The sequence below is a fragment of the Corallococcus sp. EGB genome, assembly GCF_019968905.1.
In the GTDB taxonomy this organism is placed as follows: Bacteria; Myxococcota; Myxococcia; order Myxococcales; family Myxococcaceae; genus Corallococcus.
The window spans coordinates 6,272,846-6,290,918 of record NZ_CP079946.1; the positions used below are offsets into that span (position 1 = coordinate 6,272,846).

The 18,073-nt window shown below is 70.9% G+C and carries 13 protein-coding genes; 9 read left to right on the forward strand and 4 right to left on the reverse strand.

From position 1 onward, the window contains the following. Positions 1-13: 13 nt before the first annotated feature. The 5 genes from KYK13_RS25800 to KYK13_RS25820 all read left to right on the forward strand — a co-directional run bounded on the left by KYK13_RS25800 (position 14) and on the right by KYK13_RS25820 (position 5,242). Positions 14-1,534 carry an NAD(P)-binding protein gene (locus KYK13_RS25800; RefSeq protein WP_223634605.1) on the forward strand — a complete coding sequence of 507 codons (1,521 nt, stop codon included), beginning with the start codon at positions 14-16 and terminating at the stop codon, positions 1,532-1,534. Positions 1,535-1,639: 105 nt separating this feature from the next. Next, the gene (gene rpmB, locus KYK13_RS25805) at positions 1,640-1,831 is read left to right on the forward strand and encodes a 50S ribosomal protein L28 (protein ID WP_223634607.1); all 192 of its coding nucleotides are present in this window, start codon (positions 1,640-1,642) and stop codon (positions 1,829-1,831) included. Positions 1,832-1,854: 23 nt separating this feature from the next. Further along, a complete protein-coding gene (locus tag KYK13_RS25810; RefSeq protein WP_223634609.1) occupies positions 1,855-2,781 on the forward strand; it encodes an N-acetylmuramic acid 6-phosphate etherase in 927 nt (308 codons plus the stop codon). A gap of 146 nt (positions 2,782-2,927) precedes the next feature. Next, positions 2,928-4,091: an anhydro-N-acetylmuramic acid kinase gene (locus KYK13_RS25815; RefSeq protein WP_223634611.1), complete on the forward strand. Its 1,164-nt coding sequence runs from the start codon at positions 2,928-2,930 to the stop codon at positions 4,089-4,091. Further along, positions 4,088-5,242 (forward strand): ATP/GTP-binding protein, encoded by a 1,155-nt coding sequence (locus KYK13_RS25820; protein WP_223634613.1) that lies wholly within the window; start codon positions 4,088-4,090, stop codon positions 5,240-5,242. Before KYK13_RS25815 ends, KYK13_RS25820 begins: the two co-directional genes overlap by 4 nt. Before the next feature lie 44 nt (positions 5,243-5,286). Here KYK13_RS25820 and KYK13_RS25825 read toward each other — a convergent pair whose 3' ends face one another. Further along, positions 5,287-6,372 (reverse strand): DUF4388 domain-containing protein, encoded by a 1,086-nt coding sequence (locus KYK13_RS25825; RefSeq protein ID WP_223634615.1) that lies wholly within the window; start codon positions 6,370-6,372, stop codon positions 5,287-5,289. A 32-nt stretch (positions 6,373-6,404) separates the two neighbouring features. On the opposite strand from KYK13_RS25825, the gene KYK13_RS25830 reads away from it, so the two are divergent. Genes KYK13_RS25830 through KYK13_RS25840 form a run of 3 tightly spaced genes read left to right on the forward strand, consistent with a single transcriptional unit; the run spans position 6,405 to position 11,448 of the window. Then, complete coding sequence (locus tag KYK13_RS25830) at positions 6,405-7,340, forward strand: metalloenzyme (RefSeq protein WP_223634617.1); 936 nt, start codon at positions 6,405-6,407, stop codon at positions 7,338-7,340. A gap of 11 nt (positions 7,341-7,351) precedes the next feature. Next, a complete protein-coding gene (locus KYK13_RS25835) occupies positions 7,352-8,317 on the forward strand; it encodes a hypothetical protein (RefSeq protein ID WP_223634620.1) in 966 nt (321 codons plus the stop codon). A 38-nt stretch (positions 8,318-8,355) separates the two neighbouring features. Further along, the gene (locus KYK13_RS25840; protein ID WP_223634624.1) at positions 8,356-11,448 is read left to right on the forward strand and encodes an alpha-amylase family glycosyl hydrolase; all 3,093 of its coding nucleotides are present in this window, start codon (positions 8,356-8,358) and stop codon (positions 11,446-11,448) included. Here KYK13_RS25840 and KYK13_RS25845 read toward each other — a convergent pair. The 3 genes from KYK13_RS25845 to KYK13_RS25855 all read right to left on the reverse strand — a co-directional run bounded on the left by KYK13_RS25845 (position 11,445) and on the right by KYK13_RS25855 (position 16,750). Further along, a complete protein-coding gene (locus KYK13_RS25845) occupies positions 11,445-13,130 on the reverse strand; it encodes a TldD/PmbA family protein (protein WP_223646777.1) in 1,686 nt (561 codons plus the stop codon). The genes KYK13_RS25840 and KYK13_RS25845 overlap by 4 nt on opposite strands. A 153-nt stretch (positions 13,131-13,283) precedes the next feature. After that, the gene (locus KYK13_RS25850) at positions 13,284-14,603 is read right to left on the reverse strand and encodes a nucleotide sugar dehydrogenase (protein WP_304504123.1); all 1,320 of its coding nucleotides are present in this window, start codon (positions 14,601-14,603) and stop codon (positions 13,284-13,286) included. A 71-nt stretch (positions 14,604-14,674) separates the two neighbouring features. Further along, positions 14,675-16,750, reverse strand: a complete 2,076-nt coding sequence (locus tag KYK13_RS25855) for an alginate lyase family protein (RefSeq protein WP_223634627.1) — start codon at positions 16,748-16,750, stop codon at positions 14,675-14,677. 280 nt (positions 16,751-17,030) lie between these two features. Here KYK13_RS25855 and KYK13_RS25860 point away from each other — a divergent pair, with 280 nt between their 5' ends. Continuing rightward, a complete protein-coding gene (locus KYK13_RS25860) occupies positions 17,031-17,990 on the forward strand; it encodes a histidine kinase dimerization/phospho-acceptor domain-containing protein (RefSeq protein WP_223634630.1) in 960 nt (319 codons plus the stop codon). The last annotated feature ends 83 nt before the right edge of the window (positions 17,991-18,073 follow it).

An 18,073-nucleotide genomic window follows, 5' to 3' on the forward strand; every position in this document is an offset into this window, starting at 1 on the left:
GTGTTCGGTGGCCATGTCGACGTCCGCCGCCAAACTCAAGCTCCCCTCGGGCCCGTCCCGGCACGTGTACGACGTCATCGTGTTGGGCAGTCAGGTCGGAGGCGCGCTCGCCGCCGCGCTCCTGGCGAAGCGCAGCCACCGCGTGTTGCTGGTGGAGCACGACGGCATGGGGCCCGGCTACGAGCACGACGGCTTCGTGCTGCCCTACGCCCCGTTCGTCGCGCCGCCCCTCAAGGCCATGCCCGCCGTGGAGGAAGCCCTCACCGAGCTGGGGCTGTCCACCGTCATCGGCCGGGCGCTGCGCCCGCACGCGCCGGAGCTCCAGCTGGTGCTGCCGAAGAACCGGGTGGACCTGTCCGGGGACGCCACCCGCCGCCGCGCGGAGCTGACGCGCGAGTTCGGCGAGGCCGGCGAGGGCATCCAGGGCGCGCTCACCGGCAGCGCCGCGCAGCACGAGGCCACCGACGCCTTCTTCAAGGCCGGGCCCCAGCTGCCGCCCGACGGCTTCTTCGAGGGCTGGAAGCTCAAGGGGCAGATCAAGGAGCACCCGGCCCTGGAGGCCGCGCCCCGGCTCGCGGGGGATGATCCGGCGCTGTCGCTGGTGCGCGGCCTGCTGCCCTTCCTCGTCCACCTGGAGAAGCCTGGCGCGCCCCTGGCGCAGACGCGGGCCCTGTCCCAGGTGCTCACCGCGCCATCCACCTACCCCGGCGGCATGGACGCCCTGCGCGACGTGCTCACCCGCCGGCTGACGGAGCTGGGCGGCGACGTGCTGGGCCGCGACAACCCGGCGGGCTTCATCGTGGAGGAGCTCGCGTTCGAGGGCAGCAAGTTCTCCGGCGTGAAGCTGGTGCGCTCGGACACGCTGTACCGCGCGTCGTGCCTGGTGACGGCCACGGACTCCGGGGCGCTGCGCCGGCTGGTGACGGACAAGAAGCACCACCGCGGCCTGCTGGAGCACCTGGATCAGTCCAACATCAAGTCGCTGCTCTTCAGCGTGAACTGGGTGGTGCCGGAGGCGGCGCTCCCGCGCGGCATGGGCGAGCTGGTGCTCCTGGACACACAGGACCCGGAGCTGGGCCCGCTGCTCGTGCAGCAGCACCCGGCGCGCACCGCCGGGGCCACCGGGCACAAGGACGTGGAGGGCGTGCGCGTGGTGTGCGCGGGCGCCTTCGTCCCGGCCTCCGCTCGCGAAGAAGGAGAGGAGCACCTCCGGGCGCTCGCGAGCCGCATCGAGGAGCACCTGGACCGGCTGATGCCCTTCACGAAGCAGCACCGCGCCCTGCGCTCGGTCCCCTACCTGGACGCCGGGGGGGTGCGTGGCAGCCGGCTCATGCCCCACCCGCTCTACACCTTCGAGACGGAAGCCTTCCTGGGCGTCACGGGGTTGAAGCAGCGCACCCCCGCGAAGAACGTGATCCTGGCGGGCCGTGAAGTCCTGCCCGGCCTCGGCCTGGAGGGCGAGCTGTTGGCGGGCATGCGGGCCGCGCGGCTGGTGCAGGAGATGTTGAACAAGAAGGATCCGCTCAAGCGATAGCGTGTCGCTTCGGATCCGGCTGGATTTCCGGCCTGTTTCTGGTAGGGTCCGCCGCTCTTTTATGGGCTGCTGTCGAACGCCCCAGTTTTCAAGGAGTTAGCAGTCATGGCGTGGAAGTGCGACCTCTGTGGGAAGCGTCCGCTGGTGGGTAACAACGTCAGCCACGCGAACAACAAGACCAAGAAGCGGACCCTCCCGAACCTGCAGAAGCTGCGGGCGAACGTGAACGGCTCCGTGGAGCGCGTTCTGGCCTGCACCCGCTGCATCAAGGCGGGCAAGGTGACCAAGGCCGCCTGAAGTCCGGGAGCCATCCGGTGGGCATGACGCGCGCTCGAAAGTCCGCGCTTCCGCCCACCGAACGGCTCCATCCCCGTGCGGACGACCTGGACCTCCTCCCTGTCGAGGCGGTTGTCCGACGGCTGCATCAAGAAGACCTGATCGCGCTTCGCGCGGTCCGTGAAGCGTTGCCGTCCATCGCGGCGGCGGCCCGGGCCGTGGCGGAAGCGTTGCGCGCTGGTGGCAGGCTGCTCTACGTGGGCGCGGGCACCAGCGGCCGGCTCGGCGTGCTCGACGCGAGCGAATGTCCCCCCACCTTCGGCGTCCCGGCGACGCGGGTCCAGGCTGCCATTGCCGGTGGCCGGCGGGCCCTGACGCGCGCCGTGGAGGGCGCCGAGGACGACGTCGCCGCGGGGGCCCGGGCGGTGCGGGCGTTCCGGGCGACGGCGCGGGACGTGGTGTGCGGCATCTCCGCGTCGGCCTCCACGCCCTATGTCCGGGGCGCGCTGGACGAGGCCCGCGTGCGCCACGCGCAGACGGTGCTGGTGTGCTGCAACCCGCCTGGCCCGGGCATGCGCGCGGACACGGTGGTGCTGGCGCGCACGGGGCCGGAGGTGGTGGCGGGCTCCACGCGGCTCAAGGCGGGGACGGCGACGAAGCTGGTGCTCAACGCCATCACCACCGCGGCCTTCGTGGCCCTGGGCCACGTGTACCGGGGACGCATGGTGGACGTGCGCCCGACGAACACGAAGCTGCGGGCGCGGGCCGCGCGGATGGTGGCGGAGCTGACGGAGCTCCCTCCCGCGCGAGCCGGAGCGCTGCTCGACGCCGCGGGGGGCAACGTGAAGCTGGCGCTGGCCATGCACTTCACGGGGCTTCCGGCGGCCCAGGCCCGGCGCCGGCTGAAGGATGCGGGCCTGCGAGGGCTCGAACGCCCAGCGGCCTCCCGAGCAGCCCCGCGCCGGCGCTGAAGCGCGCCCTGCTCTCTCCGAAAATCGACAGCCCGCCGTCCATCCGCTGAACACGAGCCCCTGTCCGGGCGTCATTCTCCAACAGGGAGGGTGCCCCTCCGGGCCGGGGGCCGGCGGGCGTGGGAGCAGGCCCTTAGACTTGGGGCATGCACCCCGCCACGACATCCGCTCCCTCCCTGCCCCCGCGGCTGTGCGTGGGCGTGCTGTCCGGCACGAGCGTGGACGCGGCGGACGCGGCCCTGTGCCGTGTGGAGGGCACAGGCGCGGACGTGAGGCTCCAGCTGCTCGCGCATGTCTCCCACCCCTTCACGCCGGAGCTCGTCTCGCGGGTGCTGGGCCCGCAGGATGCCCGCAGCCTCTGCGCCCTCAACTTCGAGCTGGGCGAGCGCTTCGCGGATGCGGTGCTCGCTGTCATCGCGCGCGCGGGCGTGAAGCCCGGAGACATCCACGTCGTGGGCTCGCACGGCCAGACGATGGCCCATTTGCCCCCGGACCTGTCCCCCATCGCCTCCACGCTCCAGATTGGCGAGGCGGCCGTCATCGCCGAGCGCACCGGACTGCCCGTCGTCAGCGACTTCCGCACCCGCGACATGGCCGTGGGCGGACAGGGCGCGCCGCTCGTGCCGTACATGGACTGGGCCGTCTTCCGGAACCGCGAGCGTCCGGACGTCACGCGCGCGTTCCTCAACCTGGGCGGCATCGCCAACATCAGCGTCGTGGGCGAGCACATGGACGACACGCTCGCGTTCGACACCGGGCCCGCGAACATGGTGCTGGATGGCCTGGCGCGCCGGGTGACGAAGGGACAGCTCGCGTGCGACCGGGACGGCAGCCTGTCCTCCCGGGGCGAGGTGCTCCCGGGGCTCCTGGAGGAACTGCTCGCGCACCCGTTCCTCGCGCGCCCTCCCCCGCGCAGCGCGGGCCGCGAGGGCTTCGGCGAGCCGCTGGTGGACCGGCTCTGGGCGGCGGCCCCGAACCGGCCCCACGACTTGATGGCCACCGCGCGCGCCTTCACCGTGGAGGCCACCGCGCGCGCCTTCGACACGTGGATCCGCCCCCGCTTCCCCCGGCTGGAGGCGGTGTATGTCTCTGGCGGCGGGACGCGGAACCCGGTGCTCATGGCGGACCTGCGGGCGCGGCTGGCCCCGGTGCCGCTGGAGCGGCTGGACGTGCTGGGCTTCCCCGAGGAGGCGAAGGAGGCGGCCCTCTTCGCCCTGCTCGCGGCCGAGCACCGGGCCGGGACGCCCGCGAATGTTCGCCCCGCAACTGGCGCCGGGCGCCGAGTCGTTCTAGGTAAGCTGACACCGTGAGCAGCGTGAACCTGATGGCCCGCGAAGTGGCCGCGAAGATCGTCTTCTACGGCCCCGGCCTGTCGGGGAAGACGACGTCCCTGCGAAAGATCTACGAGACCGTTCGCCCGGCCCACCGCGGAGAGATGATGTCCATCGCCACCGAGGGCGACCGGACGCTCTTCTTCGACTTCCTGCCGGTGAAGGTGGAGCGCGTGGGCGACTGCTCCGTGCGCCTGGCCCTCTACACCGTGCCCGGACAGGTCTTCTACAACGCCACCCGCAAGCTGGTGCTCCAGGGCGCGGACGGCGTCGTGTTCGTGGCGGACTCGCAGGCGGAGGCCATGGACGCCAACCGCGAGTCGCTCTCCAACCTGGAGGAGAACCTCCTGGAGAACGGCATCCGCCTGGACCGCTTCCCGCTGGTGATGCAGTGGAACAAGCGGGACCTGGACCACGTCCTCTCCGTGGAGGAGCTGCGCCGGGAGCTCAACCCGCGCGGCGTCCCCGACTTCGAGACGGCCGCCACCAACGGCCGCGGCGTGATGGACGCGCTCAAGACCATCACCCGGCTGGTCATCAAGGACCTGCGCGCCAAGCGCATCGTCCCGCCGCCCCGCCCCGCCCCGCCGCCTCCCGGGAGCGCTCCCGCGGGCCTGGAGGCGCAGCTCTCGCAGCACCTGAGCCAGCGCCAGCCCCCGGCCGCGACGCCGACCGCCGCCACCGCGAGCCCCGCGGCCACCGCGAGTTCCTCCATCGCCACGCCCGTGCCCCGCACGCTGACGGCGCCCGCTCCGCCCCGCGTGGAGCCCGCCACCGTGCCCGTGGTGGCGCCGAACACGGGCAGCAAGCTCCTGGGCCCCACGAGCGCGCTGGCGCCGGGGGACCTCTTCGACCACGCCCGGGCCGCGGAGGCCGCCTTCACGGCTGGGGACTACACCACCTGCGTCACCGCCTGCACCGACGCCGTCCGCCGCGCCATGGCGTTCGCGGGCGAAGGCACCCTGGCCCAGCAGGCCTTCCTGCTCCACGTGGACGGTTCGGACCTGCTGCGCCTGCAGGGCCTGTCCACGCTGCCGCAGCTGCGCGTGGATGACGCGGCCTTCGCGCTCTACGTCCTCATGCAGGTCTTCGTGCGGCTCAACGCCGTGGGGCTTCCGACCGCCGGGTGATTCGCGGGGGGCACGGCTCGCGGGCCGTGCCCGGGGGCCCCGCCTCAGCGCGGGAGCGTGAGCTGCAACAGCCCCATGCGGTGCAGCTTCGCCAGCGTCTTGAGCGTCTCCAGCTCGCGCGCGGGGCTGGCCAGCACCACCGTGGACACGTCCCACGTCCCGCTGATGAGCCCGGCGATCTGCCGCTCCTCCGGCTTGAGCATCACCATGGCCTGCGGGGACTGGATCAGCTGCGGCACCACCAGCGGCGGCAGGTCCGCGTAGAGGGCGGCCACGTGCTCGCGCTGCACCAGGCGCGCGAACTCGCGCACGCGCCGGTCCGCGGGGTCGCTGGCCAGCAGTGACGCGCACACGATGCCGGCCGCGTCGTACTGGCCCTCGCGCATCAGCACCGCGCCCTTCTCCAGCATCTCCGCCACCGGATCCGCTTCCACCTGCGGCGCGCCGTCCACCTCCACCAGCTTCGCGCGCAAGAGCTCGTGCACCCGGCGCGTCACGGAGGAGCGCGACACGCCCATGGACAGCCGCAGCCGCCCCAGGTTCTGCGGCGTCGTCGTCAGCGCCAGGATGATCCGGTGCATCAGCGGCTGGCTGGGGCTGGGCGGCGCCAGCGCCTTCACGCTCAGCGCGTCGATGGGCAGCGCCTTGTCCACGTCCCCCTGCTCGTCCACCCAGCGCAGGGACTCGAAGAGCAGCTCGCGGATGCTCATGTCGGACGGCACCCAGTCCTCACCGGTGCGGTCCGCGTCCTCGGTCCAGTGGAAGGTGCCCTGCCCCGCGATGGTCAGGTCCGTCATCGCGGCGAACAGCTCCTCGCGGCCCAGGTCGCGCACCCAGCGCGCCTGCACGCCGTGCGCGTCGAAGGCCGCGTCCACGTCCGGCGTGCGCGCCAGCTCGTCGAACGCCGACAGCACGCGCGTGCCCGTCGCCAGCTTCGGCAGGGACAGCAGGCGCGCCACCCGGCCGCGCAGCCCTTCGCTCGCGGTGGCGCCCACCTGGCCGGACAGGAGGAACAACTTGCGCTCGCCTGCCTCCCACGACAGCTGCAGCGTCCCCGTCTTGCGGGAGCTGTCGAGCCATTGAAGGAACTCGGGGAGCGGGTAGCTGAAGAGGTCGCCGTGGATGGCCATGCGTGTCGGTTTCGAGGATACAGTCCCGGACCGTGCGCGTCGCGGTCCTGTTCATCGACGGGGTGGGCATTGGACGGAAGGACCCGGCCGTGAACCCGCTCGCGGACCGCGACCACCTCCTGGCCTGGTTCCAGGACGCCCCCGTCCCCCTCCTGCCGCACGGCGGCGTGGGGCTCGCGGTGGACCCCACCTTCGGCGTGCCCGGCCGGCCCCAGTCCGCCTCCAACCAGACGGCCATCCTCACCGGCGACCCCGCTCCCGTCCTCGTGGGTGGCCACGTGCTGGGCTACCCCAACGCCGCCCTGAAGGAGCTGCTCGCGGAGCGCTCCATCGTGCGGCGCCTCAAGGCCGCGGGCCGCACCGCCACCTTCGCCAACGCCTACCCGGCGCCCTACCTGGACGCGCTCGGCGTCCCCCGCCGCCCGTCCACGTCCCCGCCGGAGTTCACCCTGTCCGAACGCGCCGCGCGCAAGGTGCGGCCCTCGGCCGCGAAGCTCGCCTTCGCCGCGGGAGGCGAGGCGCTGCGCACGCTGGACGACGCTCGCGCGGACGACGGCCTCACGCACGACATCACCGGCGCCGCCGCTCGCGCGCACGGGCTGGACGTGCCCCACCGCACGCCCGAGGAGGCCGCGGCCCTCTTCTGGCGCATCGCGGGCCGGGCGGACTTCACCTTCTTCGAGCACTACCTCGCGGATGAGGCCGGCCACGCGCGGGACTTCGCCGCCGCCAGGCAGGCGCTCGACACCTTCGACGCCTTCCTGCGCGCCGTGGCCGCCACCCGGCCTGGCGACGCGCGCGTGCTCGTGTGCACCGACCACGGCAACGTGGAGGACCTGTCGGTTCGAGGACACACCGTGCACGCCGTCCCCATGCTCTACTTCGGCCCCTCCGCTCCGGAGGTAGCGTCGTTCTCCACCGTCGCGGATGTGGGCCGCGCGGTGATCCGCTGGCTCGGGGCCAACTAGAGGGACGTGGGATGCGGGTGGGCGGTACCGGACGAGGGAGCCTGCTGCTGCTCGCCGTGATGGGGCTCCTGTCCGCGTGCGCCTCCGCGCCTCTCAAGGCCACCGCCCCCACGGACGCGCTGGCGCTGCCCCACGGCGAGTTCTTCTTCCAGCACTCCGCGAAGGACGCCCAGGCCACGGAGATGGTCCGCCGCGCGGTGGAGAACGCCGGCCCCCGCCTGTCCCGCTGGGGCTCGTTCCAGGAGCCTGTCACCCTGATCATCCACCCCAACCACGCCGCCCTGGAGCGCGCCGCCCACCGCCCCGGCTACGACTTCCTGCGCGCCTGGGCCCGCTACGAGCAGGTGGAGGTCCAGAGCCCCCGCACGTGGACGCGCGCGGGCGCCACGCAGAGGCAGGTGGACGAGCTGCTCCTGCACGAGCTCACCCACAGCCTCATGTGGCAGGCCTCCGCCACCGTGTCGGACTGGACGAGGAAGGGCATCCCCCTGTGGTTCAGCGAGGGCATGGCCTCGTACACCGCCGGCCAGGGCTACCGCGTCCCCAGCCTGGAGGACCTGTCCCGCTTCCTCCACGACCACCCCCAGGCGGATCCGCTCGCACGCGCCGAGTCCCTCTACGAGACGGAGAACGCCACCGTCTACGGCGCCGCCCACCACGCCTTCACCTTCCTCATGGAGCGCTACGGTGAGGCGCGCGTGCGCGGCATCCTCGCCGCCATGCGCCGGGGCCAGGACTTCACCGGCGGCTTCCTCGCGGCCATTGGCCTGCCTGTGGACGCCTTCCTCCGCGACTTCCGCCGCTACGTGTTCCTGCGCGGCTTCAAGGGGGGCCGGTTGACCCCACTTCCCTCCCCTCCCCGCCCGGAAGCGCGCGGAATTCCTGGGATGCCTCAGCTCCCACCGTCATCCGCCCCACATTCGCCCACTTCCGCGCCATCGGAGACAACTCCGAGGGCTCCAAGTCCGACAAGTTGAGCAAGCCCGCCATGCGTGGGCCGCCGGAGGATTGCCCCGTGACTGATTCGAAAATCAACCGCCCGACCCGCACCTCGACCACCGCCACGGGAAGCAGCACCGTTGATGCCAACACGCTGGCCGAGCGGCAGAAGGCCGCCGCCGCGAAGGCCGCCGCCGCGAAGCGCAACCAGTCCGGCTTCGAGTCCACTCCGGCCACCGGCGCCCGCACCTCCGTGGCCGGCACCGGCAACCTGGCGCGCTCCGCCAACGCGAGCGCGCTCCTGGGCGCCGCGCCCACCTCCGCGGTGAAGAACAGCGCGACGGTGGCGAACCCCACCACGCGCACCATCACGTTCACCTACGACGCGGGCCCGCACGCGGAGCTCACCCACCCGAAGCTCAAGGGCAGCTGGGACGCGGACGGCCGCTTCAACGCGCAGTGGTCCTCGGGCGGCATCCCCATGAAGCCGCTGGGCAACGGCAAGTACGAGGCCACGGTGAAGGTGGCGGACGACGGCCTGGCGCACAACTGGGAGTGGGGCGTCAGCGTGGACGGCCCGGCCGGCAAGGACCAGTGGGCGGTGATGGGCGAGGGCAACCTCAAGCTGGACCTGTCCAAGTCCACCGCGTCGTACGCGCCCACGACGTACCACTCCATGGGCGCGCAGCGCTCCGGCCAGGACGTGAACTTCAAGTTCTGGGCGCCGGACGCGCGGGCCGTGCAGGTGAAGGTCACGGACAAGCAGGGCCGCGAGCAGCGCATCCCCATGACGCGCGACGAGGGCGGAAACTGGACCGCGCAGGCCAGGGGCGCGTGGGACCAGATGGAGGGCAAGGCCTACGTCTACGAAGTGGTGGACTCCACGGGCGCCACCAGCGACCGGCCGGATCCGTACGCGCGCCGGATGATGGGCGAGCAGCGCGGCATCGACCGGCTCTACCTGGACCCCACGCGCGGCAAGGAGGTGGACCGCTACTTCACCGGCGCCACCGGCCTGATGCGCTTCGACATCGACGACGCGGAGGACGCGGACAGCGCGTACCTGGTCCTCAAGGACGGCGACGGCAACCCGCTCAACAAGAAGCAGCTCCAGGAGCGCCTGGGCTCGTTCGACGACACGCTCATCGACAAGCTGCGCGGCGGGAAGTTCAACGACTTCTGGTCGCGCAACGTCACCGACGACGGCCGCATCAAGATGACGAACGAGGGCGGCGCGTGGACCACGCTCGTCAACGACCCGGACAAGCTCGCGGGCCTGCGCTACGAGTTCCAGGTGTTCGACAAGGACGCGCAGGGCAAGCTGCACCTGCGCGGCGACGTGAACAACGACGGCAAGCTCTCCAACGCGGAGCGCCAGTCCTCGCCGGTGAACGACCCCTGGAGCGACCTCATCACCAAGGGCAGCGGCGTGGACTTCCGCGGCTCCATCCTCACCGACCCGACGAAGTTCCAGTTCAAGAACGACAACGTCCCGCGTGAGAAGGACCCGTCGAAGTGGGTCGTGTACCAGCTGCACGTGGGCAGCTTCCTGGGCGAGGCGAACAACTCCAACCGCTCCACCATGGAGGACCTCATCAAGAAGCTGGATTACTTCAAGGAGCTGGGCGTCACCACGCTGGAGCTGCTGCCCACCAACGAGGTGGAGGGGCCGCGCAACTGGGGCTACCTGGGCGTCAACAGCCTGGCCACGGAGAGCTCCTTCGGCTTCGAGGACGACAACGGCCAGTGGGTGGAGGGCGACGAGGCCCTCAAGCGCTTCATCGACGCGGCCCACGGCAAGGGCCTCAACGTGGTGTCGGACGTCGTCTACAACCACGTCTTCGGCGACTACAACGGCCTGTGGAACGTGGGCGGCCCGAGCAACCCCTACTTCAACTGGTCCAAGGAGCCGGGCAAGTTCGAGCAGCGCGACACGCCGTGGGGCTCCGTGCCCGCGTACGACACGCCGCAGGTGAAGCAGCTCTTCGTGGACCACGCCGTGCAGCAGATCGCGGAGCTGAAGTTCGACGGCCTGCGCTTCGACTTCACGGAGCCCATCAAGGGCGTGGGCGGCAAGGCGGGCTGGGACATGCTCCGCGAAATCAACCGCCAGGTGCACTTCATCAACCCCAAGGCGTGGACCGTGGCGGAGCAGTTCGACTACGACCCGGCCATCTCGCGCCCCGCGCAGGCGGACGGCACGGGCGGCGGCTTCGACGCCCAGTGGTACACGGAGTTCCAGCACCGGCTGGTGAACGACAACAGCAAGCCGGGCCTGGTGCAGGCCGCCGCGCGCGGGATGAAGACGGACGTGGACGCCTTCATGGACATGATGACGTCACCGCGCGGCCTGGATGACTGGAAGCACGCGCTGTCCATCATCTCCAACCACGACGAGGTGGGGAACGCGCAGCGCACCATGAACACCGCGGAGGGAGCCAACGCCACCGACTTCCCGGACCAGTGGTCGCGCGGCGCCGCCCGCTTCACCGCCGGCATCGGCATGGCGGGCCCGGGCATCCCCATGTTCTTCCAGGGTGACGAGTTCGGCGCCCAGAACGACTTCCGCTGGGGCAACCCCTCCACCTGGGACAGCGACTGGAGCTGGCAGGACGTCGGCAAGGACGTGGACTTCGGCAAGGTGACCTTCAACGACAGCACCAAGGCCACCTACGAGCGCCTGTTCAGCCTGTCCCCGGACGCGCGCGCGAAGGACAGCGCGTACAAGGCCTTCTCCGCGGACGACAAGAAGCTCTTCACCGAAGTGGCCGCCCTGCCCGCCTCCGAGCGAAAGGACGCGATGCTGGACATCACCCGCCGGCAGTCCTTCACGTTCTACAAGGACGCGATTGGCCTGCGGAACAGCAGCAACGCCTTCAGCGCGGCGGCGGAGGTCAAGCGCGTGTACACCCACAACGACGACAGCGTGATGGCCTTCACGCGCAAGTCCGGCAACGAGGAGTTCCTCGTGGTGGGCAGCCTCAACAAGAAGAACCTGGAGGGCTACTCGCTGCCGCTGCCCCCGGGCCAGTGGAAGGAAGTGCTCAACAGCGACGCCGCGGTGTACGGCGGCTCCAACTTCGGCAACTACGGCGCCACGCTGAACGGCGGGAACACCCCGGTGAACATCCCCGCCGCCGGCTACGTGGTGCTGAAGAAGGTCGGCTAGCGCTTCGCGTCCGCTCCGGCGGCCTGCTTCTCCGGGGCGGCCGGGCTGGGGAGCAGCGGCGGCCGGTCCTTGCCCTCCTGGGCGCGCTGCAGCTCCAGTTCCTGGAGCAGCACCGCGGGCGCCACGGTGGACACGGGCACGTTGCCGCTCTCCGCGCCGCAGAAGCCGTTGAAGACGCCCAGGCGCTGGCCCGTGGCGAGGATGCGGTTCACCGACGACAGCGGCGTGCCCACGATCTCCACGCCGCGCACCAGCGTCTCCTCTCCCGTCTTCACGTCCACGCGGTACACCATGCGCGGCACGCCCTTGAAGGCCTGGTACCCGTAGCTGGACGTGTTGGTGTTGCCCCCGGTGATGTCGCGGATGATCAACCCGTAGGGCTTGCCCTGCCGCTTCGCCTCCGCGACGAGCATCTTCTTCAGCTCCGCGTCGCTCACCTGCTTCGCGCTGTCCACCAGGAGGTTCGCCATGCGCGCCACCGGCTGGAGCGTGCCCTGCCCGCGCCCGTGTCCGTTGGACCTGGGGAAGCCCTCCACCGGGTGACGGCTCATCAGGTAGCCCTTGAGCACGCCCTTCTCCACCAGCGTCACCGGCTGCCCCTTCACGCCCTCCTCGTCGTAGAGGTAGTAGCCGTTGAGCGGCTCGCCGTTGACCTCGCGCCGGGACGGATCATCCCGCAGCGACAGGAACGGCGGGAGGATCTGCTTCCCCTCCTGGCCCTTGAACGTCTTTCCGTCGGTGTCGCCGTCCTGCCGGTCCGCCTCCAGGCGGTGGCCCAGCGTCTCGTGGAAGAGCACGCCCGCGGCCTCCGGCGCCAGGATGGCGGGGCCCGCGTAGGGAGTGATGGCCGGCGCCTGCCGCAGCGCGAGCAGCTCGTCGATGACCTTCTGCGCGGCCTCGTGCACCCGCGCCTCGCTCGGCATCCCGGCTTCCGTGGGCAGGTAGAAGCTGCGCGAGTCATCCAACAGCTGCCCGTCCGGCGCGCGCGTCACCGCGGAGACGTGGAACGCGTACAGCGTGTCCTCCGTGATGAGGCGCGTGCCCTCCGACGACACGAACAGCCGCGTCACCTTGTCCGCGGTGATGCGCACCTCGGAGTCGAACAGCTCCGGGTGCCCGGTGAAGCGCGCGGACACCTCGCGCGCCACGCGGCGCCACTTCTCGCGGTCGAACGGGAACGGCACCGGCGGCTGCACGTAGGTGGACGGCGTCTCCTGGGAGAAGGACGCGGGGCGCTTGGGGTCCTCCACCGTGTAGACGTCCTCGCCCTTCTTCTTGAGGTACTGGAAGAGCGCGGCCTTGTACTTCTCGTCCGTGACGAGCCACAGCGCCGTGCGCAGCGCCAGCGGCGAGTCGTCCAGCGGCCCGTCCTTGCGCGCGGTGAAGCTGGAGCCCTTGCTGGTGCTGAAGCCGAAGTCGAGCGAGTCCGCCACGGAGCTGTCGTAGTCGTAGCTGCCCACGCGCACGTCCACGCCCAGCTTGCGCTCGCGGTAGTCGTCGTCCTGGAAGAGCGCGCCGTAGCGGGCGATGATCAACCGCGACTCGTAGTCCTTCACGCCGTAGCTCAGGAAGTACGGCGCCTCATGGCCGTTCACCTTGAGCTGCTGCTGGTTGCGCTGAAGCTCCGTGGTCATCGCGTCCAGCAAGGGGGCGCGAGGATCCGACGCGGGAGCCGCGCCCATCAGGAAGGACGCGGCCACGAACAGCGGGAACAGGGGACGGGAGGAGCCGGGCACGGCCACGCACTGTAGCCAGAAATACGGCGAGGGCCCTCCCCTCACGCGCCCGGCGTGAAGCGAGGCCCCTCCTGTCCGCGTGCCCTGTTGGCGACAGGCCTACGCCTTGACGATCTTCTCGCGGCCCTGGGTGACGTTCTTGGTCGCGTTGCGCGTGTCGACGACGATGTTCGAGCGCTGGACCAGCTCGTTGTAGTCGATGTGCGAGTGGTCCGTGAGGATCATCACCGCGTCGTACTGGCCGAGCGTCTCCGGGTCGAGCGGGACGGACTTCATCTCCATGTTGAAGCCGTGGCCCTTGTGCAGCTCCTTCACGAACGGGTCGTGGTAGGCGATGTTCGCGCCCTTCTCCTTGAGGAGCGTCATCACGCGCAGCGACGGGGACTCGCGGAAGTCGTCGATGTCCTTCTTGTACGCCGCGCCGATGCAGAGGACCTTCGCGCCGTTGAGGACCTTCTTGTTCTGGTTGAGCGCCTCCATCGTGCGCTGCACCACGTAGTAGGGCATCTGCCAGTTCACCTCACCGGCCAGCTCGATGAACTTGGTGTGGAACTCGAACTCGCGCGCCTTCCACGTCAGGTAGAACGGGTCGATGGGGATGCAGTGCCCGCCCAGGCCGGGGCCCGGGTAGAACGGCTGGAAGCCGAAGGGCTTGGTGCTGGCGGCCTGGATGACCTCCCACACGTCCACGTTCATGCGGTCGCAGAGCATCTTCATCTCGTTGACCATCGCGATGTTCACGCAGCGGTAGATGTTCTCCAGCAGCTTGGCCAGCTCCGCCACGCGCGTGGAGGACACCGGCACCACTTCCTTCAGCGCGCTGCCGTAGAGGGCGGTGGCGACCTCCAAGCACGCGGGCGAGTAGCCGCCGACGACCTTCGGAATCGTCTTGGTGTTGAAGCCCTTGTTGCCCGGGTCCTCGCGCTCGGGGCTGAAGGCCAGGAAGAAGTCCACGCCCGCCTTGAGGCCGTTCTTCTCCAGCAGCGGCTTGAGGACCTCCTCCGTGGTGCCCGGGTAGGTGGTGGACTCCAGGATGAAGAGCTGGCCGGGGCGCACGTACGGCGCCAGGGCCTCGCCCGTCTGGATGATGAACGTCATGTCCGGCTCACGCGACGCGGTCAGCGGCGTGGGCACGCAGATGATGACGCAGTCCAGCTCGCGGGCCTTGGCGAAGTCATTGGTCGCCTTGAGCTTGCCCGCGTTGGTGAGCTCCGCCAGCGGCGCGCTGGGGATGTGCTTGATGTAGCTCTCCCCCTTGCCAATCTTGTCAATCTTGCGCTGGTCGACGTCCAGCCCCGTGACCGGGAAGCCCGCTTCCGCGAAGGCCATGCCCAGCGGCAGACCGACATACCCAAGACCCACCACGCCCACCTTCGCTTCCCGATTCTGAATCCGACCCAGCAACGGGTTGCCAACCATCACGCGCATTGTCGTTACTCCCAGCAGTTGACGTGTTGCCTCGCCGGCTCACACGTCCCGACCCACACCAGTCACCTGAAGACGAACACCCACCCCAGCCATGCCGGAGGCGTCAGCTGCCTCCGGAACTCCACCGACACCGCCATCACCACGCGCCCGTACCCAGGCGAGTAGCGAGACGGCACGAGCGAGGTCTCCAACCCGCGCCCGAAGAGCACCCAACCCTCGGGTGCACCCGCCGGTCCAATCTCCAGGGCTCGTGCATCGAAGGCCTCCGGGCCCTCCTGCACGCGCCCCGCCCGCGCCAGCACTGCCGCCGCGGGCTCGCACCACCGCGCCTGCCCATCCGGCAGGTGCAAACGTCCCACCACCTCATGACGGCCCGTTCCGACGAGCCGGTCTCCCACGGCCAGCGCGCGCACGTGCCGGTCGAGGAAGAAAGTCCTCTCAATCCCTACCGGGGCCGGAAGGTGGCGGTAGCCGTCGTGGCGCACCAGCAACCGGTCATGCTTCGCGCCGGGCTGGAAGGCCACGACGCGAGCCCGGGCATCCTCCGGCAGCGCGAACAGCCGCGCCGGATCCATCGGGGCCTGCTCCACCCCATCCACCTGAAGCGTGTTGTGCGCCGCGGTGCTCCGCATCGCGTTGCGCAGCGCCGGATCCCGCGTGTACGAACCCGTGCCGGGGTCGACGATGACGGGACGGCCGTTGAGGTGGAGCTCGAAGGAAAGCTTGTCGTTGTGGCTGTGTCCTCCGACGCCCCGCTGCCCCTGTTTTCCGGCCGAGACGGTGAGCACGACACCCTCACCGCGCAAGATGTGGAAGCCACCTTCCGAGTAGCTCACCGACGTGGGCGAGGGAGCCGCGGGAAGCGCGTTGAAGCGCGCGAGCCCCGCGTCGCCCAGGAGCCACGCCGCCTCATCCGGGAAGACGCCGCCGCCCAGCCCCGCGTCATTGAAGAGCGCCGCGCCCAGCCCCGCGAGGTAGCCGTGGTCGCCGTCCTCGCGCTCCTGGAACGGGAACACGCGGCCGCTGTCGTTGTCGCCAATCTGCGGCGCGAGCCCCCGCTCGGAGCACCAGGCGCGCGTCGCCACGAACATCAACCGCAGACGCGCTTCATACGCGGGCCCCAGCGACACGCCCGCGCCGCGCGCGACGAGGAAGGCCAGCGTGAACAGCTCCACCGACAGGCGGTGATAGGGGATGGAGCCCTCGAAGGACGTGCCCTCGGGGTGGACCTGCGCCTCCATCTGCGTGCGCAGGCCGTTGGCCGCGAGCGCCACCTGACGAGGCGCGCCGGGCAGCTCCGGGAAGAGCAGCCCCACCACCGCCAGGCCCACGTAGTTGGAGACCAGGTGGTTGTTGGGCACCGCGCCGGTGTCCTCCAGGTGGGCCTCCACCCACGCGCTGTGCTCCGCGAGCGCGCCCAGCACGGGCACCAGGAACTCCGGACGGCGCACCTCCGGCGCGTCCGCGAACATCGCCAGCGCCTGCGCGAGGTTCGCCGCGCGCAAGCCAATCTCCATGGGGCACGTCCAGTGGACGCCCATGCCCACGGGGTTCGCCTGCAGGAAGTCCAGCGCCTGCGAGACGAAGGCGGCGGCGAAGCGCGAGCGCTCGGCCTCCGAGTCCGCGACCCACGCGCCCTGGGCCAGGGCCAGCACGCTGTCCAGCCGGCCCATGACCCACGGGTACTTCGGATCCATGCCCGTCACGTGCAGCGGCATGCGCTCCACCGGCTCCACCGGATAGTGCCGGCCGCTGACCGGCTCCAGGGACCAGTCCACCGCCTTGCCCTCGCCGAAGGACACCGTCGTGCCGAAGGCGTCCCACTCCTGACGAAGCGCCCGCGCGGCGCGCTCCCGCGTGCGCGCCTTCGCGCCCGGAAGCTTCTCGATGGCGGCGCGTGCGGCCTCGCGCTGCGACAGCTCGCACCAGGCGCGCGACATGCGGTGATCCAGCGCGAGCGTCACCAGGTCTTCGGCGCGCGAGGCACCGAAGGACTCGAGCAACTGCGCCTCGTCCACCTGCTCGCGGCGGCGATACAGCGCCTGCCGCGCGACGCGCTGGACCCGGCGCACCGCGCTCTTCGCGAGCGCCCCCGGCGCCATCCGAGCCATCGCCGCGTAGTAATCGAGAGTACCCATCCGCCCCTTCCCGCCCTGCCTGACGTGGGCAGGTGATAGCAAGCGGCTGGCCAAAACCTTTTCCCAGCAAGAGCAAGGGTTTGGCGCGAGGGGGCAGCCCGTACTGCGGTAAAAATGTCCGTCTGATCCACCCTGGGTGGGTAAAGGATTGCTGCCTGGTGCGGAACGGAGGTGCTCCCCGTTGGAGCCGTTGCGCCCACCGGGGGGCATGGCCATTCCTTGGCACGTGCGGGCTGGGGCTTGGATGGGGCGGAGCATCGAGCACGACCTCGATGCCAGGATGGAAACGACGCTGACGGCGGTAGCCGAGCAGGCGCTGCGCGGAGGAACGCGCGCCGGCCTGGAGGCTCTCCTGAAGGCGTCCATGCGGCTGACCGGCGCGACCGGCGCGGCCCTCTATGAAGGACGCGTGTGCGTGATGAAGGTGGGCAACGTCCCTGCCCGTCGCGCTCGAACCAAGGATACGGGTTCGACGAAGCGGCCCTCCCTGTTGGAGGTCTGGCCCGCGCCGTTGACGACGTCCCAGCGGAACGTGGTGGCGCGCTTCAATGCCTTCGCTCCTGCGCTGCTCGCGGCGCATGCGCGCGAGGTGGCCCGGGGCGCGCGGCAGGCGCGGCTGCTGGAAGCGAAGCTGCGCCTGGAGCGCACCGTCACGGCGCTGAACAAGCGGCGCTCACGCGCGGCGCACGACCTGCGCACGCCCTTGATGGTGATGAAGGGCTACGTGGACATGATGCGCAAGGGCACCAGCGGGCCGCTGGGCGCCCAGGCGCAGCGCTACCTGGAGCGGATCGCCAAGGTCGCCGCGGATCAAAAGGAACTCATCGACCGGCGCCTGTCGCCGCCGGTGCCGGGCCTGGACGACCTGCGCCCCGTGCTGACGCGAGCGTTCGCGCCCGTGCGAGGCCGCGCCACGCCATCGCTGAGCATGCCCGGAGACCAGCCCGTGCCCGTGCGAGGCGCCCGCGCGGACTGGGAGCTGCTGGCGCGAACGCTGGCCCGGGGCACCGCGGGCGCGGTGGCCGTGGACGTCCACCTGGGCCCGGCCCAGGAGTCCTCCCATTGGCTGCTGCGCGTCCGGGCCTGCCCTGGCGCGGTCCTGCCGGAGCGCACGGAGGCGGTGCTGCGACAGTTGGCGGGACGGCTGGGAGGCACGCTGGCCGTGGCCGTGGAGCCCCGGCTGGAGCTGGCCCTGGTCGTCTCGGGGGATGACGCCTTTCCCGTCCCCGCCCACCGCTGAAGGAGTCGAGATGGCGGCTCAGCCGGCGTGGGGCCGCCCGCGCTGAAGCCGCCTCCCGGCTTCAACAGGCCAGACGCCCCGTT

Excerpts from the sequence above, each read along its gene's own strand:
- KYK13_RS25815 (WP_223634611.1), top strand. The coding sequence starts at position 2,928 with ATGCACCCCGCCACGACATCCGCTCCCTCCCTGCCCCCGCGGCTGTGC.
- KYK13_RS25845 (WP_223646777.1), bottom strand. The coding sequence starts at position 13,130 with ATGGGCGCGGCTCCCGCGTCGGATCCTCGCGCCCCCTTGCTGGACGCG.
- KYK13_RS25855 (WP_223634627.1), bottom strand. The coding sequence starts at position 16,750 with ATGGGTACTCTCGATTACTACGCGGCGATGGCTCGGATGGCGCCGGGG.
- KYK13_RS25850 (WP_304504123.1), bottom strand. The coding sequence starts at position 14,603 with ATGGTTGGCAACCCGTTGCTGGGTCGGATTCAGAATCGGGAAGCGAAG.
- rpmB (WP_223634607.1), top strand. The coding sequence starts at position 1,640 with ATGGCGTGGAAGTGCGACCTCTGTGGGAAGCGTCCGCTGGTGGGTAAC.
- KYK13_RS25825 (WP_223634615.1), bottom strand. The coding sequence starts at position 6,372 with ATGGCCATCCACGGCGACCTCTTCAGCTACCCGCTCCCCGAGTTCCTT.
- KYK13_RS25860 (WP_223634630.1), top strand. The coding sequence starts at position 17,031 with ATGGAAACGACGCTGACGGCGGTAGCCGAGCAGGCGCTGCGCGGAGGA.
- KYK13_RS25800 (WP_223634605.1), top strand. The coding sequence starts at position 14 with ATGTCGACGTCCGCCGCCAAACTCAAGCTCCCCTCGGGCCCGTCCCGG.
- KYK13_RS25810 (WP_223634609.1), top strand. The coding sequence starts at position 1,855 with ATGACGCGCGCTCGAAAGTCCGCGCTTCCGCCCACCGAACGGCTCCAT.
- KYK13_RS25835 (WP_223634620.1), top strand. The coding sequence starts at position 7,352 with ATGCGGGTGGGCGGTACCGGACGAGGGAGCCTGCTGCTGCTCGCCGTG.